Source organism: Enterobacter adelaidei (assembly GCF_041937165.1).
Taxonomy (GTDB): domain Bacteria; phylum Pseudomonadota; class Gammaproteobacteria; order Enterobacterales; family Enterobacteriaceae; genus Enterobacter; species Enterobacter adelaidei.
In genome coordinates this window covers 1,084,106-1,108,179 of record NZ_CP154353.1, presented here as the reverse complement: position 1 = coordinate 1,108,179, position 24,074 = coordinate 1,084,106, and the positions used below count along the sequence as shown (strand labels likewise).

General features: G+C 53.6%; 22 protein-coding genes and 1 tRNA gene. 10 read left to right on the top strand and 13 right to left on the bottom strand.

The features are described from left to right. Window positions 1-153: 153 nt before the first annotated feature. Entirely contained in the window at window positions 154-1,275 is a 1,122-nt protein-coding gene (locus AAHF05_RS05385) for a YbdK family carboxylate-amine ligase (protein ID WP_129323878.1), read from the top strand. 31 nt (window positions 1,276-1,306) lie between these two features. Here AAHF05_RS05385 and AAHF05_RS05380 read toward each other — a convergent pair whose 3' ends face one another. Continuing rightward, complete coding sequence (locus AAHF05_RS05380; RefSeq protein WP_129323877.1) at window positions 1,307-4,015, bottom strand: cation-transporting P-type ATPase; 2,709 nt, start codon at window positions 4,013-4,015, stop codon at window positions 1,307-1,309. A 488-nt stretch (window positions 4,016-4,503) separates the two neighbouring features. On the opposite strand from AAHF05_RS05380, the gene AAHF05_RS05375 reads away from it, so the two are divergent. Further along, a complete protein-coding gene (locus AAHF05_RS05375) occupies window positions 4,504-4,752 on the top strand; it encodes a DUF1158 domain-containing protein (RefSeq protein WP_129323876.1) in 249 nt (82 codons plus the stop codon). A gap of 55 nt (window positions 4,753-4,807) precedes the next feature. Here AAHF05_RS05375 and AAHF05_RS05370 read toward each other — a convergent pair whose 3' ends face one another. Next, the gene (locus tag AAHF05_RS05370; protein WP_049007437.1) at window positions 4,808-5,149 is read right to left on the bottom strand and encodes a RamA family antibiotic efflux transcriptional regulator; all 342 of its coding nucleotides are present in this window, start codon (window positions 5,147-5,149) and stop codon (window positions 4,808-4,810) included. A gap of 32 nt (window positions 5,150-5,181) precedes the next feature. Then, complete coding sequence (locus AAHF05_RS05365) at window positions 5,182-6,285, bottom strand: MBL fold metallo-hydrolase (RefSeq protein ID WP_129323875.1); 1,104 nt, start codon at window positions 6,283-6,285, stop codon at window positions 5,182-5,184. 190 nt (window positions 6,286-6,475) lie between these two features. Between AAHF05_RS05365 and AAHF05_RS05360 the strand changes: the two genes are divergently transcribed. From AAHF05_RS05360 to nfsB, 3 genes are all read left to right on the top strand, one after another. Beyond that, window positions 6,476-7,066, top strand: a complete 591-nt coding sequence (locus tag AAHF05_RS05360) for a TetR/AcrR family transcriptional regulator (RefSeq protein WP_374936442.1) — start codon at window positions 6,476-6,478, stop codon at window positions 7,064-7,066. After that, window positions 7,056-7,424 (top strand): MmcQ/YjbR family DNA-binding protein, encoded by a 369-nt coding sequence (locus AAHF05_RS05355; protein ID WP_028018445.1) that lies wholly within the window; start codon window positions 7,056-7,058, stop codon window positions 7,422-7,424. The genes AAHF05_RS05360 and AAHF05_RS05355 overlap by 11 nt, the downstream gene beginning before the upstream one ends. Window positions 7,425-7,544: 120 nt before the next feature. Then, window positions 7,545-8,198: an oxygen-insensitive NAD(P)H nitroreductase gene (gene nfsB / locus AAHF05_RS05350; protein ID WP_129323874.1), complete on the top strand. Its 654-nt coding sequence runs from the start codon at window positions 7,545-7,547 to the stop codon at window positions 8,196-8,198. Window positions 8,199-8,232: 34 nt separating this feature from the next. Here nfsB and AAHF05_RS05345 read toward each other — a convergent pair whose 3' ends face one another. Next, window positions 8,233-9,261: a DUF2157 domain-containing protein gene (locus AAHF05_RS05345; RefSeq protein WP_108090659.1), complete on the bottom strand. Its 1,029-nt coding sequence runs from the start codon at window positions 9,259-9,261 to the stop codon at window positions 8,233-8,235. Then, entirely contained in the window at window positions 9,258-10,127 is an 870-nt protein-coding gene (locus tag AAHF05_RS05340) for a helix-turn-helix transcriptional regulator (RefSeq protein ID WP_028018448.1), read from the bottom strand. Before AAHF05_RS05340 ends, AAHF05_RS05345 begins: the two co-directional genes overlap by 4 nt. Before the next feature lie 107 nt (window positions 10,128-10,234). On the opposite strand from AAHF05_RS05340, the gene AAHF05_RS05335 reads away from it, so the two are divergent. Beyond that, window positions 10,235-11,671 carry an MFS transporter gene (locus AAHF05_RS05335; protein ID WP_129323873.1) on the top strand — a complete coding sequence of 479 codons (1,437 nt, stop codon included), beginning with the start codon at window positions 10,235-10,237 and terminating at the stop codon, window positions 11,669-11,671. Between the two features lie 66 nt (window positions 11,672-11,737). Beyond that, window positions 11,738-12,982, top strand: coding sequence for a mechanosensitive ion channel family protein (locus tag AAHF05_RS05330; RefSeq protein WP_129323872.1), 1,245 nt, complete (start codon window positions 11,738-11,740; stop codon window positions 12,980-12,982). Window positions 12,983-13,025: 43 nt separating this feature from the next. Here AAHF05_RS05330 and pheP read toward each other — a convergent pair whose 3' ends face one another. The 7 genes from pheP to AAHF05_RS05295 form a co-directional block, all read right to left on the bottom strand. Then, window positions 13,026-14,414 carry a phenylalanine transporter gene (pheP, locus tag AAHF05_RS05325; protein ID WP_028018451.1) on the bottom strand — a complete coding sequence of 463 codons (1,389 nt, stop codon included), beginning with the start codon at window positions 14,412-14,414 and terminating at the stop codon, window positions 13,026-13,028. Window positions 14,415-14,531: 117 nt separating this feature from the next. Beyond that, entirely contained in the window at window positions 14,532-14,807 is a 276-nt protein-coding gene (yahO, locus tag AAHF05_RS05320; RefSeq protein ID WP_024906894.1) for a DUF1471 family periplasmic protein YahO, read from the bottom strand. A gap of 149 nt (window positions 14,808-14,956) precedes the next feature. Beyond that, complete coding sequence (locus tag AAHF05_RS05315; RefSeq protein WP_129323871.1) at window positions 14,957-15,988, bottom strand: ABC transporter ATP-binding protein; 1,032 nt, start codon at window positions 15,986-15,988, stop codon at window positions 14,957-14,959. Window position 15,989: 1 nt separating this feature from the next. Beyond that, complete coding sequence (locus AAHF05_RS05310) at window positions 15,990-17,564, bottom strand: iron ABC transporter permease (protein ID WP_164989101.1); 1,575 nt, start codon at window positions 17,562-17,564, stop codon at window positions 15,990-15,992. Between the two features lie 24 nt (window positions 17,565-17,588). Continuing rightward, a complete protein-coding gene (locus AAHF05_RS05305; protein ID WP_028018455.1) occupies window positions 17,589-18,605 on the bottom strand; it encodes an iron ABC transporter substrate-binding protein in 1,017 nt (338 codons plus the stop codon). Window positions 18,606-18,935: 330 nt separating this feature from the next. Next, complete coding sequence (locus AAHF05_RS05300; protein WP_129323870.1) at window positions 18,936-20,156, bottom strand: cytochrome P450; 1,221 nt, start codon at window positions 20,154-20,156, stop codon at window positions 18,936-18,938. A 99-nt stretch (window positions 20,157-20,255) separates the two neighbouring features. Next, window positions 20,256-20,332, bottom strand: a tRNA-Arg gene (locus AAHF05_RS05295). Window positions 20,333-20,610: 278 nt separating this feature from the next. On the opposite strand from AAHF05_RS05295, the gene AAHF05_RS05290 reads away from it, so the two are divergent. From AAHF05_RS05290 to fimZ, 3 genes are all read left to right on the top strand, one after another. Further along, window positions 20,611-21,309 carry an EAL domain-containing protein gene (locus AAHF05_RS05290; protein WP_129323869.1) on the top strand — a complete coding sequence of 233 codons (699 nt, stop codon included), beginning with the start codon at window positions 20,611-20,613 and terminating at the stop codon, window positions 21,307-21,309. 24 nt (window positions 21,310-21,333) lie between these two features. Continuing rightward, complete coding sequence (locus AAHF05_RS05285) at window positions 21,334-22,062, top strand: response regulator transcription factor (RefSeq protein WP_129323868.1); 729 nt, start codon at window positions 21,334-21,336, stop codon at window positions 22,060-22,062. Between the two features lie 800 nt (window positions 22,063-22,862). Beyond that, window positions 22,863-23,495, top strand: coding sequence for a fimbria biosynthesis transcriptional regulator FimZ (gene fimZ / locus AAHF05_RS05280; RefSeq protein WP_049007446.1), 633 nt, complete (start codon window positions 22,863-22,865; stop codon window positions 23,493-23,495). Between the two features lie 51 nt (window positions 23,496-23,546). Here fimZ and sfmF read toward each other — a convergent pair whose 3' ends face one another. Continuing rightward, window positions 23,547-24,068, bottom strand: a complete 522-nt coding sequence (gene sfmF / locus AAHF05_RS05275; RefSeq protein ID WP_129323867.1) for a fimbria assembly protein — start codon at window positions 24,066-24,068, stop codon at window positions 23,547-23,549. Window positions 24,069-24,074: the final 6 nt, after the last annotated feature.

Genomic DNA, 24,074 nt, shown 5'->3' with positions numbered 1-24,074 from the left:
CAGATACACCCTTTGTATCTGGCATTTTTTTTACTCATTCGCGTTTATTACCCATGTCCTCTACGCATCTTCCTTTCGACACGGAGGGCTCACGAGCAGAGCGCGCCATCCCCGTTGTCTATACTCAACATCTCACTGACAACGGAGTGCGCCATGTCCTTACCCGATTTCCATTCCTCCGAACCTTTCACTCTTGGCATCGAACTCGAACTGCAGGTGGTGAACCCACCGGGATACGATCTGAGCCAGGACTCCTCAGCCCTTATCGCCGCCGTTAAAGACAACATCAAAGGCGGTGAAGTCAAACACGACATCACCGAAAGCATGCTCGAAATCGCTACCGGGGTGTGTCAGAACATCGACCAGGCGGCAGCACAGCTCTCGGTAATGCAGCAGAACATTCTGCGCGCGGCGGCGGAGCAGCACATTCAGATCTGCGGCGGCGGGACGCATCCGTTTCAGAAATGGCAGCGTCAGGAGGTGTGCGACGACGAGCGCTATAACGTCACGCTGGAGCGCTTTGGCTACCTGATTTTGCAGGCGACGGTATTCGGCCAGCACGTGCACGTCGGCTGTCGAACCGGGGACGACGCGATTTATCTGCTGCACGGTCTGTCACGCTTTGTGCCGCACTTCATTGCCCTGGCGGCGGCATCGCCGTACATGCAGGGCACAGACACGAAGTTTGCCTCGTCGCGGCTTAATATCTTTTCCGGGTTCCCGGATAACGGCCAAATGCCGTGGGTCAACAGCTGGCAGGAGTTCGAAGGGCTGTTCCGCCGTTTGAGCGCCACCAGCATGGTCGACAGCATTAAAGATCTGCACTGGGACATCCGCCCCAGCCCGCACTTCGGCACCGTCGAGGTGCGGGTGATGGATACCCCGCTGACGCTCGGCCACGCGATCAATATCGCCGGGCTGATCCAGGCTACGTCGCACTGGCTGTTGACAACGCGGCCCTATAAGCATCAGGAACGGGATTTTCTGCTGTATCGTTTTAACCGTTTTCAGGCATGCCGTTACGGGTTAGAGGGCATCCTGACGGACGTTTACACCGGCGAGCAGAAGACTGTTGCAGAAGAGATCGCCTGGCTGCTGGAGCAGGTTGCACCGTCGGCCGAGAAACTCGGCGCGACAAGTGCGATGACGGAAATTGCCCTGCTGTTAAAGCAGGGCAAGAGCGAGGCGCAACGCATGCGGGACTTTATTGCAGACGGTGGATCGCTTATCTCCCTGGTGCAAAAACATTGCGAACTATGGGCAACCGCTCCGTAACCCTCTCCCCACCTGGGGAGAGGGGTTTACGTTATACAGCCTTACGGAACCTGCGGGTCAGTCGCTTCTCGATTTCGACGACGAAGAACATCACGCCTGCAACGGCCAGGGTCACAAACCAGTAGCGCAGCGGCAGGGCTTCGGTACCAAACAGCATCTGCATAAACGGCAGGTAGATAATCGCCGCCTGAAGCAGGAACAGCACGCCCGTCACCAGCCAGATCCCTTTGTTCGCCAGCAGGCCGCGGTTCAGGGAGAATGATTCCGTGTTGCGGCAGTTAATCATATAGACCCACTGAGCGCAGACCAGCATCTGTAGCAGCACGGTGCGGATGAACTCCGCGCTGTGGCCGCGCGGGGCCAGCCAGGCTTCCAGCGCAAAGGCGGCGATGGCAATCATGGTGCCGACGAAGGCCACGCGCCAGACGGCGTAGGCGTCCATCACGTGCTGCCCGGTCTGACGCGGCGGACGGCGCATGATGTTGCGCTCGGCGGCCTCAAAGGCCAGGCCGAAGGAGAGCGTGGCGGAGGTCGCCATGTTCATCCACAGAATCAGCACCGGCGTCAGCGGAATGATATTTCCTGCCAGCAGCGCAATGACAATCAGCAACCCCTGCGCAAGGTTGGTCGGCATGATGAAGAGGATGGTCTTCTTCAGGTTGTCGTAAACGCGACGCCCCTCTTTCACCGCGCTGGCGATGGTGGCGAAGTTATCGTCCGTCAGGACCATATCAGCCGCCTCTTTGGTCACTTCCGTGCCCTTAATGCCCATCGCAATACCCACGTCCGCCTGACGCAGCGCCGGGGCATCGTTCACACCGTCACCGGTCATGCCGACGATTTCACCTTTGTCCTGCAGCGCTTTCACCAGGCGCAGCTTATGCTCCGGGCTGGTACGGGCGAAGATGTCATACTTCACCGCGGCTTCAGCCAGCCCGGCGTCGTCCATTTTCTCCAGCTGATAACCCGTTACGGCCTGCTCGCTGTTACTGATCCCCAACATCTGGCCGATGCTCATTGCCGTCTGCGGGTGATCGCCGGTGATCATCTTCACGCGGATCCCCGCCTGCTGACAGGCGTTTATCGCCGCAATGGCTTCCGGACGCGGTGGGTCCATCATCCCGGCAATACCGAGGAAGATTAGACCGTGCTTCAGCGCATCGTGGGTTAACGCCTGCTCGCCGCTCGTCGGTTTGAACGCTGCTGCCACCATACGCAGCCCCTGGCGCGCATAGCGCTCCATCTCGGTTTCCCAGTACGCGCGGTCGAAATCTTGTGTACCGTTACGGCTCTGCTGCTGCGCGCACAGGGCGAAAATCACGTCCGGCGCGCCGGTGATCAAAATCTGCTCCTCACCGCCAATCTGGTAATGGGTGCTCATGTACTTATACTGCGAGTCGAACGGGATCTTATTCACCAGCGTGGTCATCACCGGCTCAAGGCTGGCTTTCGCCGCCAGCACCTTCAGCGCGCCCTCGGTTGGGCCACCGGTGATGCCCCACAGCCCGCGTTCGTCCTGAATCAGCTGACTGTCGTTACACAGGTCGATGGTGCGCAGGTACTGCTCCAGCACGGTGCCCGGCTGGATCTGAACCGGCTCGTCGCTGCCTTCCAGGTAGATGTTGCCTACCGGCTCGTAGCTGTTGCCATCCACGCGGTAGCAGGCGTCGGCGGTGATGATAGCTTTGACCGTCATCTCGTTCATGGTCAGGGTACCGGTTTTATCCGAGCAAACCACGGTCATCGCACCCAGGGTTTCAACCGTCGGCAGCTTGCGGATAATCGCCCGCTTGCGCGCCATCGCCTGCACGCCAAGGGAGAGGATGATGGAGATAATGGCCGGCAGACCTTCCGGTACGGAAGCCACCGCCAGGCTAATCAGGGAGAGCAGCAGCTCGCCCATTGGGATCTCGCGGAACGCCAGGCTGAAAACAAACAGCGCAGCCATCATTGCCAGAATAATGACGAAGATCGCTTTACCCAGCTTGTCCATTTGTACCAGCAGCGGCGTGCGGTGCTTTTCGATACCCGCCATCATCTGGTTGATGTGGCCGAGTTCCGTATCCTTACCGGTCGCGGTGACCACGCCAACGCCGCCGCCCGCACTTACGGTCGTTCCGGAGAAGACCATGTTGGTACGATCGCCCAACGGCAATTCACCGTTCAGCGGCAGAATGTGTTTATCCACAACCGTGGATTCACCGGTCAGAATCGCCTCTTCCACACGTAAATTATGCGCTTCGATGAGACGCATATCTGCCGGAATACGATCTCCCGCACGTAATACAATAATATCGCCCGGGACTATTTCAGTTGTCGGTATAGTTTCATGATTGCCGTTACGAATAACGCGCGCCTCGCTGGAGAGCATATTGCGAATACCCTTCAGGGATTTTTCCGCATTACTTTCCTGAACATGGCCAATTAACGCGTTAATGACTGCAACGCCCAAAATAACCAGCGTATCGACCCAGTGGCCCATCACTGCCGTTAATACGGCGGCAGCCAGCAGAACGTATATCAGAACATCATTAAAATGGGACAAAAAACGCAGCCAGCCAGGTTTACCTTTTTTCTCCGGCAGCGCGTTCGGACCTGATTTTTGCAGACGTGCCTGCGCCTCTGCACGGTCCAGACCGCTAGCCTGGCTCTGCGTGTGGGTAAGCACCTGCTCGACGGTCTGCTGATATGCCAGCCCGCCGGAAGGCGGCACGTTTGGGGACAATTTTTTTTCAGTCATCGTATTTTTCCTTCAATATCCGGTGAAGAGAAGCCTGAATTCCTTTCTGGCTTAAATAAATTCATTTTAAAGTCTTGCGGGTAAAATTGATCTACCGCAATATAATTGTGTCTCGGTTATTCAAAACTGCTTAAAACTATTTCGACGAGCTAATTTTTACAAAATATTTCTAAACCAAATCTAAACGAGGAGGATCCATGTTTGGTATTTATCGCGGGCGCCGCCTGGCGTTATACATTATCGCAGCCATTGTTATTGCCACGTTAATTGGTTATAGCACCTATACATTTGTAAAATTATTTTCGTAACGCAGACATTTATTGACATAAGGCGATATTAATTTAATTGTCTGCCGGATAATATTTTATTCCTGTGATTAACACACAGATTACGGCGATTATTTTCTTGAAATCGAGTGGGCGGGTTTATATTGCTTTACGTTCCGGGATGCCGGACAATGACATTTTTAACTGACGATTAACATTAAGATGAAACACCCGTTAGAATCGCTGCTCACTGCGGGAGGCATTTTACTGCTGGCCCTGCTTTCGTGCCTGCTGCTCCCTGCGCCCTCGCCTGGGCTGGTGCTGGCGCAGAAACTGGTTACCACCTTCCATATGGTCGATCTTAACCAGCTTTACACCATTTTGTTCTGCCTGTGGTTTTTACTGCTTGGGGTTATCGAATTCTTCGTGTTGCGTTTCGTCTGGCGTCGCTGGTTTTCACTGGCGTCGTAAGCCATAAAAAAGCCGGGTGATGGCTACGCCTTACCCGGCCTGAATTTCGATATGTTCAATGCGCCTGGCTATGATTCTCTTTGCGGTATGCTCCGGGCGGCTGGTTGAACGTGCGGGTAAAGATGCGCGTAAACGTCTGCTGCGAGTCATACCCGTAGCGCAGACAGATTTCATAGACGCGCTCGTCTGACTCACGCAAATCGCGCGCCGCCAGCAACAGCTTGCGTTCACGGATATAACGTCCCAGACTCTCCCCTTTGTACTGCATAAAGAGTCTCTGCAGGTGCCATTTCGAGTAACCCGCGTGGCGAGCAATCTCGTCAATACGTAATGGCTGATGCAGGTTGTCGTCGATCCACTCGACGATGGTATCAATGACTTGAGCGGAAATGGTCATACTGCTCTCCCCTTCTGCTTCTCGTTTAAACATTATTCCCACCATTCACGAAATGTTTGCGTGGTATCGCTCACCCGAACAGGCTCGCCCAACTCTGGAGTCAGCAGCCGATAGTTTTTGCCCTTGCTGGCTTTTGCCAGCTGGATCAGCGGGTCGTTCCATGTGTGTTTCGCCAGTACAAAGCGCCCGTTATGCCCGGGCACGACGGCTTTTGCATTAAGATCGGCTGAAGCCTGCGCCGTTTCATCCGGCAGCATGTGGATGTACTTCCAGTCCTGGTCGTACTGGCCGTTTTCCATAATGGCTAAATCCACCTCGCCAAACTGTTCGCCGATAGCCCTGAAGTGCGGGCCGTACCCGGAGTCACCGCTGTAGTAAACCTTCTGCTCTGGCGTAACGAACATAAAACTGCCCCACAAGGTTTGATCGCGTTTGATACCGCGTCCGGAGAAGTGACGCGCCGGCAGTACATGCACCGTCAATTCATCACTGATGTGCACCGACTGGTTCCAGTCTCGCTCGTCGATAATCTCTGGTTTCATCCCCCAGTAACGCAGGTGAGATCCGACACCCAGCGGTGTCACCACACGCTTAACCTTCGGCAGTAATGCCCTGATGGTGGCGTAATCAAGATGATCGTAGTGATCGTGCGAGATAATCAGCAGGTCGATTTCCGGCATGCTCTCAGCGCGCCATGGATATTCACCGGCGAACGCTTTATTCAGGAACGAGAACGGCGCGGCATAGTTGCCCAGCACCGGATCGATCAGAATGCGTTTGCCCACCAGCTGGAGATACCAGGAAGAGTGACCAAGCCACACCAGGGTGTCCTGCTCCAGCGGCAGGCTCGCAAGATCGGTTTTCACCATCGGCAGCGGCTGAGCCGGGCGTGCGTTTTCCGTTTTTTGGGTCAGAAACTCCCACATCGCCACCAGCATATTTTTGTCACCGTTATAACCCGGTGTCGGCAACGTATTATGGAATTTCCCGTCACGATGCTGTGGGGAAGCCTCGACTTCCGTGAGCTGAGCCCCCTGCGGGGACTGGCCAAATCCGGCATTCAGGACAAACGGTAAACTTGCAGCTGAAGCAATAATCATGACAAACACCACGCAGATGAATTGAGGCTTTTTCATATCCTGACCCGAAAACGCGCCCCATCCGATGGTTTGCGCGGGGTAAACTTGATTATGAGTGAGTAAGCACTCATTATAGATGTGATGATAAAGTCGTCAAGACGTTTTCGATCTTTGACATTCCGCGTTGCAGCGTGTCAAAGCACGTGTTTCAATCAGGGTTTTTATAATTGACAGGGGGAAAAATTTAGTGGCACGTCCGAAGAGTGAAGATAAAAAACAGGCCTTGCTGGAAGCCGCAACGGTGGCGTTTGCACAGTCAGGTATTGCCGCCTCAACGGCACTCATCGCCCGAAACGCGGGCGTCGCCGAAGGGACTCTGTTTCGCTACTTTGCTACCAAAGACGATCTGCTGAATGCCCTCTATCTGCACCTGAAGCAGGATCTCTGTCAGGCAATGCTGTCCAACCTGGATCGCAGCCTTACCACGCCAAAAGAGCACACGCGAAACATCTGGAATAGCTACGTTGACTGGGGGATCAAAAACCCTCTCGCCCACGCCGCGATTCGCCAGCTTGGCGTGAGTGAAAAGATCAACGCTGAAACTGAGCAGGCTGTGAAAGAGATGTTCCCCGAGCTGCATGAACTCTGCCGCCGCTCGGTGCGTCATGTATTTATGTCTGATGAATTTAAAACGTTCGGCGATGCGCTGTTTTTATCGCTGGCCGAAGCGACGATGGAATTTGCCACCCGCGATCCTTCCCGCGCCGTTGATTTTAAAGCGCTCGTCTTTGAGGTGATGTGGCGCGGGCTTGCCCAGGAGGAGAGCGATGGAGAGTAAGGCATTGCAGGAGCACGCAAAACGCGTGGCGCTGGAGCTGCCGTTCACCGAACACTGCTGGCCGTTTGGGCCGGAGTTTGACGTGTTTAAAGTAGGCGGAAAAATTTTCATGATTGTGGCGGTTGCCCACAGGCGCCCGCACGTTAGCCTGAAATCAGACCCGGAGAAATCCCTGCTTAATCAGCAGATCTATCGCGGGATAGAGCCGGGCTACCATCTGAGTAAAAAGCACTGGATTTCCCTTTACGGCACTGACGATGTGACACCGGAACTGGTTACCGACCTCATCAATGATTCCTGGCATCTGGTGGTGGATAAGCTACCGAAAAAAGACCAGAAGTGGATCCGTCCGGCTTGATTGTTCGTCTGAGACGAACAGAATAAGCGCTCGAATTGCACTTATCTTTTTCCGCGTCGCGCTGTAATCTGCTCACCTTTCGCGCCCGCGCACGGGCGAATTTCATCACCAGGAGTTGTTATGGATATCATTTCTGTCGCCCTGAAACGCCACTCCACCAAGGCGTTCGACGCAAGCAAAAAACTGACCGCTGAAGAAGCGGAAAAAATCAAAACCCTGCTGCAGTACAGCCCGTCCAGCACCAACTCCCAGCCGTGGCACTTTATTGTTGCCAGCACCGAGGAAGGTAAAGCACGCGTGGCGAAGTCTGCTGCGGGCACCTATGTCTTCAACGAACGCAAAATGCTGGATGCTTCTCACGTGGTAGTGTTCTGCGCGAAAACGGCGATGGATGATGCCTGGCTGGAACGCGTCGTGGATCAGGAAGAAGCTGATGGCCGCTTTGCGACACCAGAAGCGAAAGCCGCGAACCACAAAGGCCGCACCTATTTTGCCGACATGCACCGCGTGGATCTGAAAGATGACGACCAGTGGATGGCGAAACAGGTTTATCTGAACGTCGGTAACTTCCTGCTGGGTGTGGGGGCGATGGGTCTGGATGCGGTACCGATTGAAGGTTTCGACACCGCGATCCTCGACGAAGAATTTGGTCTGAAAGAGAAAGGCTTTACCAGCCTGGTGGTGGTGCCAGTTGGCCACCACAGCGTGGAAGATTTCAATGCCACGCTGCCGAAATCTCGCCTGCCGCTGAGCACGGTTGTGACCGAGTGCTAAACAAAACGGGCCGCTCAGTGCGGCCCGTTACGTTTTACCGGCCGCCAGCATGCCAAATCCGCTCCGCATATCGTCCTATCACCGCCAGCGACGCCGCCAGAATCAGGAAGAACACCACCTTATTCATGCCGTCCCAGAAGTACTCGAAATAGCGGGTATAAAGGTTGATGGCAAGAAACGTCAGACCAAAGCCGCGCAGCATACCGTCGTCGGTTTTCAGGCTGATATAAATACAGATTACCGCAGCCACCGCAAACAGCAGCGCCCACGGCAGAAGCGAAGCCTGCGTCACGCTGTACCAGTTATCAATGTCGTAATTGCCAAATATCGACATGATCCACAGGGCAACAAACAGGTACGTTAACCCCATTGCTTTGCTGGTCGTGTAGAGCTGCCGCGCCTGCAATAACGCCCGCAGAACCCAGCACAACGCCAGCAGCCCGCCGCCAAAGAAGATAAACCGTACCGGGTAGTTCATCCCCAGCCAGTACGCGCCCCAGCCGGATACATAGCCCGTCTCAGCACCAAACCAGTTGCCAAGTGAGAGCAGGAAAAACAGCCACACCAGCCCCGAGCGACCAAAAAAGCCCACCAGCCCGTAAATCACGCAGCCTGCCAGGAACAACGGCGCAACGTGGCCGCTGCCGTTATCGAGCCGTTCGCCAAGCTGCCAGAGCGCGATGGCGGTAAAGAAGACCCCAAGGAACAGGATCGCCTCAGTACTGTAGTGCCACTGGGTTTCCCGCCGCTGTCGGCTGAATCCCCACAGGTAAAACAGCACCGCAATCACCGCCGGTAAGCCGATGCGGGCGAAAGAAGAGAAAGCGAAGAATTCGATAATACGCGCCATCAACTCACTGTCGGAGAACAGGCTGCCAATGGCGATGATCACACAGGCGAGCGCCGTCCAGAAGGCGTAGCGGCTAAGGCGCTGCCAGTCCATGGAGACGCGTTTCAGGGTCCCGGTCAGCCGTTGGTGTTCGTCGTGGGTTAACACACCGTCCTGTTGCCACTCATCGAGTGCGCGACGTAAAAGTCGCTCCTGTTTTCGGGTCACCTTCATTTAGCCTGCTCCGCCAGCCATTCCATTGCTTTCTCCCCCGCATCATCCACTGGCAGATAAACCAGCAGTCGCGAACCGTTGCGAGGAGCAGAGTACCAGTACATTTGTTGCAGGGTAAACTCCCCAAGTTCAGGGTGGGTGAATAGCTTGAGCTGGTTTTCCACGCCGCGCACGTCGTTGCGCTGGTGCCACAGGGTTTTAAACTCGTCAGATACCGCGAAGAAGCGTGCCAGTTTAGCTTCCCACAGCGGGTCACCCCGGTGCTCGGCCATCGCCGCCCGGAAATAGGAGACAAATATCGGCAGTACATCGTCGCGTCTGCCAAGCCGCGCACGCCACGCAGGATGCGTGAGGAACAGATAAATACAGTTGCGATCTTCCGGCGGGATAGCATTGAAATCGACGCCCATCAGATGACCAAAGCTGTCGTTCCACGCCACGATGTCGAAATTCGGTTTCTGAATACTGGCCGGTTTTGGCATCAGCGTATCCAGCAGACGGCGCGTACCTTCGCTAATCCCCTCGCAGCAGGTCGCCTGCGGTGCTTCACCCGGCGGTAATCCGGCCAACACAAACAGGTGCCGTGCTTCAGTCGGGGTACATTGCAGTGCTTTTGCGACGGCGGCCATGACCGCGCTGGAAGGATTAACATCCCGGCCCTGCTCAAGCCAGGTGTACCAGGTCACACCCACGTCAGCCAACAGAGCGACCTCTTCCCGGCGCAACCCTGGCGTGCGTCGACGACCACTGCGCGGAAGGCCGAGACGCTGCGGATCAAGGCTTTCGCGACGGGCACGCAGAAATGCCCCCAGCTGTTTTCGGGTGTCATCCTGAAGTGAGACGACAGGTTCAGACATCAGCGCCATAAATCCCCCTGCATGGTAGTGCCAGTACCAGTATAAGCAAGAACTGGTACCCGTTTATCAGATAGTTGATGCTACGACCATCTGATGAATGACGCAATGGAGTTACCATGAATACGTCAGTTGTTTCACCGGGTCGCGCAGGCCTGATATTGCTGTTAACCGGCCAGATGCTGCCCATGATTGATACCTCAATCACCAACGTGGCGCTGGACGCCATCACCCATTCTCTGCATGCCACCGCCACCGAGCTGGAGCTGATTGTCGCCCTATACGGCGTGGCCTTCGCCGTCTGTCTCGCGCTCGGCAGCAAGCTGGGGGACAACCTTGGCCGTCGTCGTCTGTTTATGTGGGGAGTGGCAATCTTTGGCCTGGCCTCGCTGCTATGCGGGATTTCGGGGAATATTGAACAACTGCTTGCTGCGCGCATTGTGCAGGGTGCTGGCGCGGCGTTGATCATGCCGCAAATTCTCGCCACGCTGCATGTCACATTGAAAGGTACGGCCCACGCCAAAGCGATAAGCCTGTTTGGCGGGATCGGCGGGATCGCGTTTATCGTCGGGCAGATGGGTGGCGGCTGGCTGGTATCGGCGGATATCGCCGGGCTGGGCTGGCGTAACGCGTTCTTTATCAACGTGCCAATCTGTCTGGTGGTTCTGGCGTTGAGCTGTCGCTATGTGCCGGAAACCCGTCGCGAAACGCCGTCGCGCATTGACTGGACGGGCACCGTCCTGCTGGCAGTGATTCTCTGCTGTCTGCTGTTCCCGATGGCCCTCGGCCCGCAGTGGCACTGGTCATGGCCGCTGAAGGCCGCGCTGATTGCGATTATCCCGCTGGGATATCTGATGGTATTGAATGCCCGTAAAAAAGAGCGTGAGGATGCCCATCCGCTGATCCCACCGCGTCTGATACAGCTTCGCAGCATTCGCTTTGGCGTGCTGATTGCGATGCTCTTTTTCAGCGTCTGGTCCGGGTTTATGTTCTGTATGGCGCTGACCATGCAAACCGGTCTCGGGATGGCGCCGTGGCAGTCGGGGAACAGTTTTATCGCCCTGGGTGTGACCTACTTTATTTCAGCATGGTTTGCCCCGCGTATGATCGCCCGCTACAGCACCAGCACGATCCTGCTGACCGGGCTGGCGATCCAGATTATCGGCCTGCTGGCGTTGATCGCCACATTCCGCCTCTGGGGCATGAACAACACAACGCTGACCCTGGTTCCGGCGACCGGCCTGGTTGGCTATGGACAGGCGCTGATCGTCAACAGCTTCTACCGCATCGGGATGCGCGACATCCAGCCTGATGATGCCGGTGCCGCGAGTGCGATCCTGAGTACGCTTCAGCAGGCGGCACTCGGTCTTGGTCCGGCCATTTTCGGCGCAATTTTGCTGCACGGGCTGAGGAATCATCACGGGGATTATACTCAGGCGATAAACCTCTTCCTGGCCGTCGAAACAGGTTTGATGCTTATCCTTGCGCTGGCAACATTACGTATGCGTCATCGTCTGTGTCTGCCCGTGGTAAAAACCTGCCACGTCACTAAATAAGCCAGGCAGATTTGCATAACAGGTTTGCAGCCGCCATTATGGGGCTGCATCAATACAGGAGACGTTATGCAGGAATTAATTGCTCAGGTTGAAGAGTTAGGCATTGAAATTAATCACACTACTTCTTTAGTGATTATCTTTGGTATTATTTTCCTTACTGCCCTTATCGTTCATTTTATTCTGCACAAAGGGGTACTGCGCGTTTTTGAGAAACGCGCGCAGGCCAGTAGCCATTTGTGGTTACAGATCATTACCCAGAATAAGTTATTTCACCGTCTGGCCTTTACCCTTCAAGGGATAATCGTTAACGTTCAGGCGGTTTTGTGGCTGCAAAAAGGCAGCGAAGCGACTGAAATACTCACCACCTGCGCGAAGCTGTGGGTAATGGTCTATGCGCTTCTCTCCTTCTTCTCCCTGCTGGATGTGATATTCAATCTGTCGCAGAAAATGGCCACCGCGTCACAGCTGCCGCTAAAGGGGATATTCCAGGGAATCAAGCTGGTGAGTGCGATTCTGGTTGGCATCTTAATTATCTCCCTGCTGATTGGACAATCCCCCGCCATTCTGATTAGCGGGCTGGGTGCGATGGCCGCAGTTCTCATGCTGGTATTTAAAGATCCGATTCTGGGGCTGGTCGCCGGAATACAGCTGTCCGCCAACGATATGCTCAAGCTGGGCGACTGGCTGGAAATGCCTAAATTCGGCGCGAACGGCACGGTGACGGATATTGGCCTGACCACCGTGAAAGTAAGAAACTTCGATAACACCATCACAACGATCCCAACATGGGCGCTGGTGTCCGATGCCTTTATCAACTGGAGCGGAATGTCGGCTTCAGGCGGGCGACGTATTAAGCGCAGTCTGAATATTGATACCACCAGCATTCATTTTCTCAACGAGCAGGAACAGCAGCACCTGATTCAGGCGAAGCTGCTTAAGCCCTATATGGCCGCACGGCACGAGGAAATTAACCTGTGGAATCAGGAGAACGGTGAAGGGGAGTCGGTATTAAACCTGCGTAAGATGACCAATATTGGCACCTTCCGCGCCTACCTGAATGAATATCTGCGCAATCACCCGCGTATTCGCAAAGATATGACGCTGATGGTGCGCCAGTTAGCGCCTGACGCGAATGGTCTGCCGATCGAAATATATGCCTTCACCAACACAGTGATCTGGGCAGAATATGAGGAGATTCAGGCCGACATCTTCGACCATATTTTCGCGGTGGTGGATGAATTTGGGCTGCGTATTCACCAGTCCCCCACCGGAAACGACATTCGATCTCTGGCAGGTGTTATCGCGAAATAAGCATTAAGCCCGGTAAGCGCAACGCTACCGGGCGAAAACCGCACTATTTCTTGCGGGAAAGCTTAAACGCCGCAAACAGGAAAATCACCCACACTGGCAGCAGCATCGCCGACAGGCGCATCTCATCCATCGTGCACATCAGCACCAGAATCAGCCCCAGGAAAGCGATACAGAGATAGTTACCTGCCGGATAGAGCAGCGCCTTAAACTGTGTTTCACGCCCCTTGCGGCGCATCGCCGCGCGAAAACGCAGGTGCGCCAGGCAGATCATGATCCAGTTCAGGAGCAACGTGGCAACCACCAGCGCCATCAGCAGGCCAAAGGCCTCTTTCGGCAACAGATAGTTAATCAACACCACCAGCGACGTAATAGCGCCAGAAAGCAACAGCGAATTCACCGGCACGCCACGACGGCTGACGCGGGTTAGAAACCTCGGCGCGTTGCCCTGCACAGAGAGGCCAAACAGCATGCGGCTGTTGGAGTAGACACCGCTGTTATAGACCGAGAGTGATGCCACCAGGATGACGAAGTTCAGCGCAGAGGCCACCACGTTGCTGTTCAAATCGTGGAAAATCATCACAAATGGACTGCTGTCTGACTTCACCTCAACCCACGGGTAGAGCGCAAGCAGCACCACCAGCGAACCGATATAGAACAGCAGAATACGGTACACCACCTGGTTGACCGCTTTAGGAATGCTTTTATGCGGATCGCGCGCTTCAGCAGCGGTGATGCCAATCAACTCCAGGCCGCCAAAGGAGAACATAATCACGGCAAGAGAGAGAATAAGCCCCTTCCAGCCCGTTGCCAGGAAACCGCCGTGTTGCCACAGGTTGTCGATAGTGGCACGCTCGCCACCGTGACCTGAGAACAGCAGCCAGAGGCCAAAGCCGATCATACCGATAATCGCCAGCACTTTAATCAGCGCGAACCAGAACTCGGTTTCACCATACAGGCGCACATTCACGAGGTTAACGGCGTTAATGATAATGAAGAAGGCCGCCGCCCAAATCCACGTCGGAACGTCCGGCAGCCAGTACTGCATATAGATGCCAGCCGCCGTCAGCTCAGCCATCCCCACCAGCACGAACATCACCCAGTAGTTCCAGCCGGACAGGAAGCCTGCAAAAGGGCCCCAGTATTTATAAGCAAAGTGTGCGAAGGAGCCTGAAACCGGCTCTTCAACGACCATCTCACCGAGCTGGCGCATGATCAGGAAGGCGATAACCCCGGCGATACCGTAGCCCAGCAGAACCGCCGGGCCAGCCATCTGAATCGCAGGACCGATACCGAGAAACAACCCGGTACCAATTGCGCCGCCGAGGGCAATTAACTGAATATGTCGATTTTGCAAACCACGTTGCAGCGTCGGATTCTGTTCCGACGAAGCTTCAGCACTACCGTTGCCTGAAGCGGATGACGCGTCTTTCACGTCCTACCCCTGTCTCTTTTTTAGAAGGGGCACGTTTTAACACTTCATGCTGGAGGTAGCAAGGGATTGGGTGGAACCTCGGGCAGCCACCCCGATACCGGAGTGGCTGTGGTGTCATTATTTTTTCTTGTAAATATTAGCCGTACCGTGAATTTTATTGTTGGTGTTACCTGAAGTGAGCACCAGCACATCCGCGCCTTTCTTATCCGCTTTTTCAATCAGCTCTTTTTTTGCGTCATCCACCGATACTTCATTCGAGGTGCTTACCGTACCGATTTTTTGATACTGAGACGCAACTTTCTTGAACTCATTTTTTGTCAGCAGTTGGGCAGCAAACGCATTGGTTGTAAACAGTAACGCAGTTCCCAACAAAATAGCCGTTGTCTTTTTCATAACCTTTTTCCTTGAGATTAATCAGCAACTACGAAAAACCTCACACATTATGGTGAGGTTTTATGAGCATGGTAGAGAATCTCAGGAAATGCCATACGTCCTGGAAAATTCTTTTATAACAACCCGTTGCATGAAATTACTAACGACTATTAAGAATATTCAAAAACACGCGCCGTGCCAGCAATATCAATGCGTACAGACGTCCCAGGGTTCCACCCAGGCTGGCTTACCGTCTTCAGAATCACAGGCTGCTGTTGCCCGGCTAATCCCAGGGTGAGCGTCGACAGCTGACCGGTGAAATCCACATCAAGAATCGAGATCGGGCTTTCATGCGCTGCACATGCCGTTACGCGCAGTTGTTCGGGGCGCATCATTACCCTGCCCTCTCCTGTCGCATGCGCGTTGTCCGTCAGCACCTCACCCAGCGCGCACAGGGCACTCCCGGCATTGAGCTGAGCTGGCAGGATCACCGCATCCCCAAGAAACAGCGCCGTTTCTTCGTCAACAGGCTGCGTGTAGACTTCATAAGGCGTACCAACCTGGGTAAAACGTCCGGCACGCATGACGGCAACCTGGGTGGCAAACGACAACGCTTCGTTCTGATCGTGGGTGACCAGAATGGAGGCAACGCCCGCTTCGGCCAGCAGATCGGCCGTTGCCTTCCGCGTCATCGCACGCAGGCCCGTATCCAGAGCCGAGAAAGGTTCATCCAGCAGCATCAATGAAGGACGTTGGGCCAGCGCACGGGCCAGCGCCACACGCTGCTGCTGCCCACCGGAAATCTCATGCGGCCAGTGTGTCGCAAGCTGTCTGTCCAGCGAAACCATATCCATCAGCGCTTCAATACGCTGACGCTTCTCATGACGTGTACCGTTCAGCCCCCAGGCAATGTTATCTGCCACATTAAGATGCGGGAACAATGCGCCCTCCTGAGGAACAAAACCGATCCCGCGCAGGTGGGCGGGGACAAAACTGTTCTCATCGAACAGCGTTCGCCCCTGCATGACAATGCGCCCGGTGTCCGGTGTTTCAAACCCGGCAAGAATTCGCAGCAGCGTGGTTTTACCTGACCCGGATGGCCCGACAATTGCCGTCCGGCTCCCGGGGGCAACGCTCAGGTTTAAGCTGTCGAGCACCTGCACATCAGAGAATGTTTTAGAAATGGAGGTTAATTCAAGCATGTCAAAGCCCTGCAATTTTTTTCGACTGCATATAGAGAATGGCGGTCAGCGGGAGTGAAATCAGGATCATCAGCATTGCGTAAGGCGCTGCGGCCACATAGTCAATTTCACTGGTCAGCGCCCAGAACCCGGTCGAGAGCGTGCGCGTGCCCAGCGGAGAGAGCAGCAGAGTCGCAGTCAGCTCGTTGCTGACACCGAGGAAAACAAGTGCCGCCCCCGCTGCCGCACCCGGCGCAGCCAGCCGCATCGTGACGCTCCATAGCGCCTTCGCCGGCGTACTGCCAAGACTACGCGCCACGTTTTCCAGTTCCACCGGTGCCTGTGCAATCCCGGCACGCAGGTTAATGAGCGCGCGGGGCATAAACATCAGCAGATAGGCAAGGAACAGGGTAATTTCCGTCTGGTAAATGGGACGGGCGTAATGAATGGTGACAGTGACCAGCGCAAGCGCGGTGACAATCCCCGGCAGCGAACTGGTGATGTAGATGCAGCCTTCCAGCAGACGAAAAACGCGGTGGGGGTAGCGAATTCCGAGCCAGGCGATGGGGATCACACACGCTGTCGTCAACAGAGCACCACCCACACCAAGCATCAGCGTCTGGCGCAGTGAGTGCCAGAGATCGGCGCTCATCCAGTTTTGCACACCGCCGAGCCAAATCCAGCGACACAGAACAATTAATGGCACGCCCAGTGCCAGAACAATCAGCACGATGAAAAACAGCTGACCCAGCGCAGCCGCAGCGGGTTTCAGCGGCCAGCGCTTCTGTTCACGTGCGGCACCAGCACCAATGCGCGCGTAGCGTGCTTTTCCGCGCGTCACGCCTTCCAGCACTAAGATAGCCAGACAGCACAAGGCCAGTACACCCGCCAGCATGTTTGCGGCAGGACCGCTGAAGGTAGACTGAAACTGGTCATAAATCGCCGTGGTGAAGGTATCAAAACGGATCATCACGTACAGGCCATATTCCGCCAGCAGGTGCAGAGCCACCAGCAGCGCGCCGCCGCAGATAGCCAGCTTGAGTTGTGGCAGCACCACGCGGAAAAAGACCCGCCACGGCGGCGTGCCGAGCGAAGCGGCCACATCTTCCAGCGTCGGGTCAAGGCGGCGCAGCACCGCCGCTACCGGCATATAGATAAAGGGATAGTAGGCAAGCACGGAGAGGAACACGCCTGCAGAAAGTCCATGCATCGACGGAACAACACTTACCCACGCATAACTTTGTACAAACGCGGGGATAGCCAGCGGAGCCACCGCCAGCGCAGACCAGATCCCTCGTCCGGCAAGCTGCGTGCGCTCTGTGAGCCAGGCGATTGCTACACCTGTCACAATACAAAGCGGAACCGCTAACGCCGTCAGCCACAGCGTGTTGCTGAGCAACTCAGCAACACGCGGGCGGAACACCAGCGCCTTAATCGTCTCCCAGCCCGTCTCAATGCCAATGGCAACGATAAAACCTAAAGGCAGAAGCGCCATTAATGAAAACAGGACAGCTAACGCAACCATCGGCAGTGCAGGACGCCTGCGAGCAGGCTCCTGCACTCTGTTTTTGCCGATGTCGAGACTTAGACCAGACATAAGACGTTCACTTTACTCTCAGGATCACAGCAGACCGGCTTGTGTCATCAGCTCGATAACTTTTTTACTGTTGAGCGTTGAAGGTTCAACTTTCGGCGCATCGAGATCTTTCAGCGGAACGAGTTTCGGGTTAGAGGCAGCATTTACACCCACAGCATATTCAAAGGCATTGTTGGTACGCAGGCTTTCCTGGCCTTCTTTACCCGTGATGTATTTGATGAACGCCTGTGCTTGCTCTTTGTGTTTGCTGGATGCCAGTACACCACCGCCGGAGAGGCTCACAAACGCGCCCGGATCCTGGTGTTTGAAGTAGTAGAGCTGGGTGTTTTTGCTGTTTTCACCCGTTTTGGACTGGTCGACAAAACGGTAGTAGTGATAAATCACGCCGCCATCAATCTGACCGGCATTGACGGCCTTCATGACGGTGCTGTTACCTTTGTAGGCAACAAAATTGGTTTTCATCGCTTTAAGCCATTCCAGAGTCGCCTTCTCGCCTTTCAGGGCCAGCATTGCGCTCACAATGGCCTGGAAATCTGCGCCTGACGGTGATGCCGCCCAACGGCCTTTCCACTCAGGTTTCGCCAGATCCATCAGCGATTTTGGCAGCTGCTGTTCGGTCAGTTTTTCCGGGTTATACACGAACACCGTGCTGCGGGCAGCAATCCCGATCCAGCGACCGTGTGCCGGACGATATTCTGCTGGTACCTGCTTCAGGGTATCTGCATTCAGCGGCGCGAACAGGTTGGCATTATCCACCAGAACCATGGACGGCGAGTTTTCCGTCAGGAATACGTCTGCTGGCGATGCGCTGCCTTCCTGAACCAGCTGGTTACCCAGCTCGCTGTCATCACCGTTACGCAGAGTCACTTTAATACCGGTTTCTTTAGTAAAACCGTCAACCCACGACTTAACCAGGTTTTCATGCTGCGCGTTGTAGACAACGATACCCTCGTTGTTATCGGCCGCAACTGATTGTGTAGAAAGTAAAAGTGATGAAGACAACAAGGCAAGGGAGAAACATGACAGCAGACGAGAATTCATGAACATATCCTTAATTGACCAACGTGATTAACAACGCATAGCTTTGTGGGACAGGATTAAAGCATACAAAAACGCTAATGATAATTAGTATCAATCCAGTTTTAGCGTAAAAGTGTAAAATTTCATTATAGAGGTGTTTAAAGTGATAAAAATCCAGATTTAAGAATGGAGAAAAATAAAGATTAAGAAATCCTTAAGGGCAGCCCTAATAAAAGATAATTAGCACTCTATTTATTAAGCCGTTATTTAACCGAAAAGAAAAGAATAAAAATTCGACCACAGGGCATTAGAAAAAAATGACTCCCTTCATGTCATTGTCCTGTTATCGCACTAGTCGATCTTAAGCGGAAGTGTCTCCAGCGTTCTCAGGATCAGACTTCGATTCGACCATTTCGCCTCCCCCTCCAAAGCAGTAATCCCTCGCTCGCTCAGGGCCGTCGCCAGATTTTCAGCCTGAAACTGCGCCAGCAACTGCCCGATGCACTGGTGCACACCTGCTCCAAACCCTAGCTGTCGCTGTGCATTATTTCTGCCCGGAATAAAGCGCGACGCCTCTTCAAAAACGCGTTCATCCCGGTTAGCGGAGCCAAGGCACAGCAACACGTTATCGCCAGCCTTCAGTTCACGCCCCAGAAAATGCACAGGAGCCGCAACCTTCCGCCTGCCCATCTGAAGCGGGGATTCAAAGCGCATCGTTTCGCTTACTATCTCTTTCATCCGCAGCGTGTTATTTATGACCCCCTCCTGCAATTCCGGATGCAATGCCAGCATATAGAGCAGATTTCCGGTTAGCGCTTCGCTGGTTTCACTGCCGCCAATAAGCATCGTGATGCAGTCCGTGCTAAACCGCTCATAAAGCGCATTCCCATCTCCGCCATATCCTTTCAGCAGGCTGCGATAAAACAGCGAATCGTAACCTTCTCTGTGCGCCTGCGCGAGCTGGAGAAAGCTATCATCCAGACGGGAGAGCGCTTTTATCAGCCTCTGAAGCCCCTCACGGTCAATGGCGCTGGGATCCAGCAATAGCCTGATGGCACCTTTCTCTTGCTCCACCACCTCCTGTTGCGCCTGCGGCAGGTTAAGCCATACGGTGAAAAGCTTCCCCCATAGCGGCGCTGCAACCTGCCGAACTCCGTCAAACGGGCGAGCTGCGGGTAAAGCGGCTACCACTGAATGTGATTCGTGTGAGATGAGATGGGTTAGTGCCCTCCAGGATTCGCCGGTAAACAGAGCCTGCAGAGCCTGACGGTGAGCGCGATGAACACTTCCCTCCTCAAAAAGGACAATGCCGTAGAGAAGATCCCGCAGCCGGTGCGGAAGGTTAAAACACTCTTTTTCCAGCACAGCATGCACGTCTTCAGGGATACCTGAAGAGACGAATGCACGCTCCTTCATTGCCTGATACACGTCCTGATAGCGGGTAAGCACCCATGTTTTCCCGATTCGCGTCACCGGCTGATGGTTTCGCATATGATGATAGACGTCGTGAAGATTCTCCTGAAAGACAGGAGAGGCAGGATTAAACCGAAGCGCTTTGTCGACATATGCCATGGGTGAGCCCTCATCACAGGATTAATCACCATTGAGTTAAGCAGGGATATGTTTCAGTTCAAGTATGGCGATGGAGTCTGGGGGATTACGGGGATCAAATGGCACGCCCTGTAGGATTCGAACCTACGACCTACGGCTTAGAAGGCCGTTGCTCTATCCAACTGAGCTAAGGGCGCACTGAGAAGAGTGAACTTCGCGGTGGTGAAACGCGAAGAATTATACGGTCAATGTCAGGTGAGTCAATGCCTTTTCCGTTTTCAGGCCCAATAACGACTAGTCGGTTGTAAATACGGCTGTTTTTTCAACATTTTCATCAAATTCACCGTAAAATTATGCGCTGCGAAAAGGCTTAGTGGCATTTAAGTAACGCCTGCTGTTTTCCTGAACGTCACCTCGTCACACTAGTAAGAGGTATCCCGGCCGCCCGGAGGCTGACAGACAACAGGACAATGGAGTGACAGCGCAAAACCTGATCTATACGCCCCCCCAGCTACAGACCCTTTCTCAGGACATCGTCGGCATTAAACTTGAGCCCATTGTCGCCCTCACCTCTTTGCGTCAGATTGGCGCTGAGGTGCTTAGCATCATGTCCGAAACGCGGCACAGTGAGGCGTTTTTCCATCGTCAGTCCGCAGAAGAGTCGATAACCCTGCTTGAAGCGCAGCTTGTCGCGTTAAAAAATACACCGCACTGTCATAACCTTTTTATTAATCTGCCGATAACCGTCCTGACAGAGTCAGAATCTTTTCAGCGACTTATCCGGCTGAGTGGGGCTCTGCTGAATATTGAGATCGTCGATCTCGCGGCTTTTTTGGCGCTGTCTGTTGCACAGAAACAGAGCGTCATTCAGAACCTGCAGCAACTCAGAAGGCAGGGGCACAGCATCTGGCTGGATGATATTGATGAAGTATTAATTTCGTCGTTTATATCCTGTCGACTACCGTTAAGCGGCATCAAGATTGATAAAGAAGCTTTCTGGCGCTTACGCGCCACCCCTGCGCTGAGGCAACTGGTTTCACTTTGCTTTCAGCTTGCCGGGAAAGTTCTTATCGAAGGGATTGAAACTGAGCGCGATCACACCTGGGCACTGCAGGCGGGCGCAGATCTCGGCCAGGGGTATTACTGGCCGTCCTGGACATGGCCGGAGGATTAAAAAGCCATTTCCAGGAGGGAGACCATGCGAATGACAGTGCGCCGTTACAGGCGGCGGCGTACAGGAAGTGATGCATTGGGATTTACGCACTCGCCTTTTGCTCCCCCCTTTTTCGACCGACTCGAATTTTTGAGCCAGTCCATCAGCCAGCCCCGCAAAACAGACGCCCCGTTTATCCTTCTGGTGACGGAGGATCACTTCCTGCGCACCGGTTTTCTCAACGGGCAGTTTCCCCTGAGCAGTTGCTGCGACTACGCCACGCTGGACGACGCCCTTGTCGCTCAGACGCAGTGGCCATCAGCCCGTCTGGTCGTGGATATTGAAAGCCGCTCCACGGGGCTTCTGGAGAAACTGGATCAGTTGAGACGGCATAGCCTGTTTCCTCCTTTCCTTACGCCCTGGCTGTTGGTCCGGGCCGATAATTACGACACCCGCCTCTTCTGCAAAGCGGCAGGTCCCTTTCATGTGCTCGAACGTCAGCTGAACGCCACTGCGCTCCAGCACAGCCTGCTGGATACCCGCCCCCCGCAGGGTACCGGGAAAGACTGGTTCTCGCGTAATGAATGGCCCATCCTGCAGGAGCTTTCCCGGGGCAAGACATTACGTCAGATTGCCCATATGCAGAATCGTCCCTATAGCCGCATTATCTATCGTCTTAGCTGCATCCTGCTGAAACTCGGGCTAAGCCATCGCCAGGAATTACTGCATCTTCTTAATAACCTCTCAGACTGCACGTTTTCACTCACATCCTAACCCCTTATTTCCTAAAGCGGTTTAGGAATTTACTTACCACTTACGTTGCAAGAATGTTAATTCTTAACAATAAAATCGAAATTATAACTATTCCTAATTTATGGGCGTGAACCTTGTGAAATACCACAAATTGCCGAAACAGCAGAACTTTCCTCCATCGGTTAAGTGAATGCAGAAGGCGTTAATAAGATGATAATGATGTAAAAACAAGCAGCTTGGTGACGCCTTCCAGGAGTAAAAAGCGAAGCGATCAGCATGTTCTCCTGTACAGCAGACACCGTTATCCAGGTCAACGTAAGAACTTTCAGATGAAGGTCTGACGGCCTGTGAGGGTAATTTTTAACCTCTCCACAACGGGTTCGCCCCTTTAAAAAAGGCGTAATTTTGTTAACAATTAATCAACATACAGAGATATCTGTTATTTTTTGTTATTACATAAAGACGAAAATATGCGGTAAATGAGATACCAGGACATTTCCGCTAATTTTAAAAAATTAGCTATTCAGATCCAGAAGATAATACAAACCAACACACGGATATTAATTTACAGGGTTTTCGGAAAAAACTTACCCTGTATAATAAGATGCGTACCAAATCTGAATAAGAAAAACCTTTTTGCCAACACCAGCCAAATGAGATGACCGCGCTGAGGCATAGTTCTTTTCATTACGTAAACAAGGATGCTTTCGCTCTTTCCAGGGAAATACTTCGGTATAGGGATCTGCACATTATATCCTTCCGGCATTTCGTGAGTTTTACAAAACTCTACATAACGCTTTTAACAATCTGAGGCATTAAAAATGAAACCGGCATCCGTTATCATTATGGACGAACACCCTATTGTCAGAATGTCGATAGAAGTCCTGCTACAGAAAAATAAAAACATCACCGTCAAGCTCAAGTCTGGCGACAGCCATGAAGTCCTTGACTGTATCCGTAATCACCCTATTGATATGGTGATCCTTGACATCGAACTCACCAGTACAGATGCTTTCGCTTTACTAAAGAGAATCAGAAACTTAAATAAAAACATTAAGATTCTGTTCCTCTCGTCGAAATCAGAGTTGTTTTACTCAGGCCGTGCCATTCGAGCCGGGGCAAATGGCTTTGTCAGTAAACGAAAAGACCTGGGTGAGATCTACAATGCTGTAGATATGATCCTTATGGGCTATTCTTTTTTCCCGTCGGAAACGCTGAATTTTATAAATCACCAGGGTTCAGGGAAAGGGATCGCAGTGGATATGCCATTATCGAATCGTGAAGTCACGGTATTACGTTATCTGGCGAATGGATTATCCAATAAGGAAATAGCTGAACAGCTACTATTGAGTAACAAAACCATTAGTGCGCACAAATCCAACATTTATTCCAAGCTGGGCGTGCAAAGTATCGTGGAATTAATTGATTACGCCAAAGCGCACGAACTGCTATAACCTGAATTCACTCCCTGCAGCTTATCTGAGCTGCAGGGAGTGCGGTCAGTGCTAATTATAGTTAATCATGAAAGTGGCATCAGCGTCAGCCTGTCCGGGCTGAGGGTTTTCGGCAGTGGCAATATAATTGGCATAAAACGACAGAATTGCATTCCCCTGAGCATCAACCGTGACTGGCTGGCTGGCCTGTTGAAGCGGCAGGCGCGTTTTATCCGCATCCCTGATCTCAACGGCGACATGACTTGCTGTACTGGCGTCATTCAACGCCAGCAACCCGTTATTACTTCCGTCAGCTTTGCCTGAAAACGTGATCGACGCAGCGCCCGGCGGACAGCCAGTCAGCTTCAGCGTAAACGGCATGGGCTGCGTGCGGCTCCCGGTGGAGCTCAGCTGTTTAGTCGGCCAGGTGCCCAACGTGACGGTCTTGTCGCTATCGCTCCCCTCTGCTACACAGGTGAAATCGACAATATTGCCGTAGAGTCGAATGTTAATTTCGCCCAACGCGGTTTCCGCCTGAGCTTGTGTGCAAAGCGCAAAGAGCGCCACGGTGATAAAATGGATTCCGTTTCGCATATCGGC

Coding starts and splice junctions, on each gene's coding strand:
- AAHF05_RS05385 (WP_129323878.1), top strand. CDS start 154: ATGTCCTTACCCGATTTCCATTCCTCCGAACCTTTCACTCTTGGCATC.
- AAHF05_RS05380 (WP_129323877.1), bottom strand. CDS start 4,015: ATGACTGAAAAAAAATTGTCCCCAAACGTGCCGCCTTCCGGCGGGCTG.
- AAHF05_RS05375 (WP_129323876.1), top strand. CDS start 4,504: ATGAAACACCCGTTAGAATCGCTGCTCACTGCGGGAGGCATTTTACTG.
- AAHF05_RS05370 (WP_049007437.1), bottom strand. CDS start 5,149: ATGACCATTTCCGCTCAAGTCATTGATACCATCGTCGAGTGGATCGAC.
- AAHF05_RS05365 (WP_129323875.1), bottom strand. CDS start 6,285: ATGAAAAAGCCTCAATTCATCTGCGTGGTGTTTGTCATGATTATTGCT.
- AAHF05_RS05355 (WP_028018445.1), top strand. CDS start 7,056: ATGGAGAGTAAGGCATTGCAGGAGCACGCAAAACGCGTGGCGCTGGAG.
- nfsB (WP_129323874.1), top strand. CDS start 7,545: ATGGATATCATTTCTGTCGCCCTGAAACGCCACTCCACCAAGGCGTTC.
- AAHF05_RS05345 (WP_108090659.1), bottom strand. CDS start 9,261: ATGAAGGTGACCCGAAAACAGGAGCGACTTTTACGTCGCGCACTCGAT.
- AAHF05_RS05340 (WP_028018448.1), bottom strand. CDS start 10,127: ATGGCGCTGATGTCTGAACCTGTCGTCTCACTTCAGGATGACACCCGA.
- AAHF05_RS05335 (WP_129323873.1), top strand. CDS start 10,235: ATGAATACGTCAGTTGTTTCACCGGGTCGCGCAGGCCTGATATTGCTG.
- AAHF05_RS05330 (WP_129323872.1), top strand. CDS start 11,738: ATGCAGGAATTAATTGCTCAGGTTGAAGAGTTAGGCATTGAAATTAAT.
- yahO (WP_024906894.1), bottom strand. CDS start 14,807: ATGAAAAAGACAACGGCTATTTTGTTGGGAACTGCGTTACTGTTTACA.
- AAHF05_RS05315 (WP_129323871.1), bottom strand. CDS start 15,988: ATGCTTGAATTAACCTCCATTTCTAAAACATTCTCTGATGTGCAGGTG.
- AAHF05_RS05310 (WP_164989101.1), bottom strand. CDS start 17,564: ATGTCTGGTCTAAGTCTCGACATCGGCAAAAACAGAGTGCAGGAGCCT.
- AAHF05_RS05305 (WP_028018455.1), bottom strand. CDS start 18,605: ATGAATTCTCGTCTGCTGTCATGTTTCTCCCTTGCCTTGTTGTCTTCA.
- AAHF05_RS05300 (WP_129323870.1), bottom strand. CDS start 20,156: ATGGCATATGTCGACAAAGCGCTTCGGTTTAATCCTGCCTCTCCTGTC.
- AAHF05_RS05285 (WP_129323868.1), top strand. CDS start 21,334: ATGCGAATGACAGTGCGCCGTTACAGGCGGCGGCGTACAGGAAGTGAT.
- fimZ (WP_049007446.1), top strand. CDS start 22,863: ATGAAACCGGCATCCGTTATCATTATGGACGAACACCCTATTGTCAGA.
- sfmF (WP_129323867.1), bottom strand. CDS start 24,068: ATGCGAAACGGAATCCATTTTATCACCGTGGCGCTCTTTGCGCTTTGC.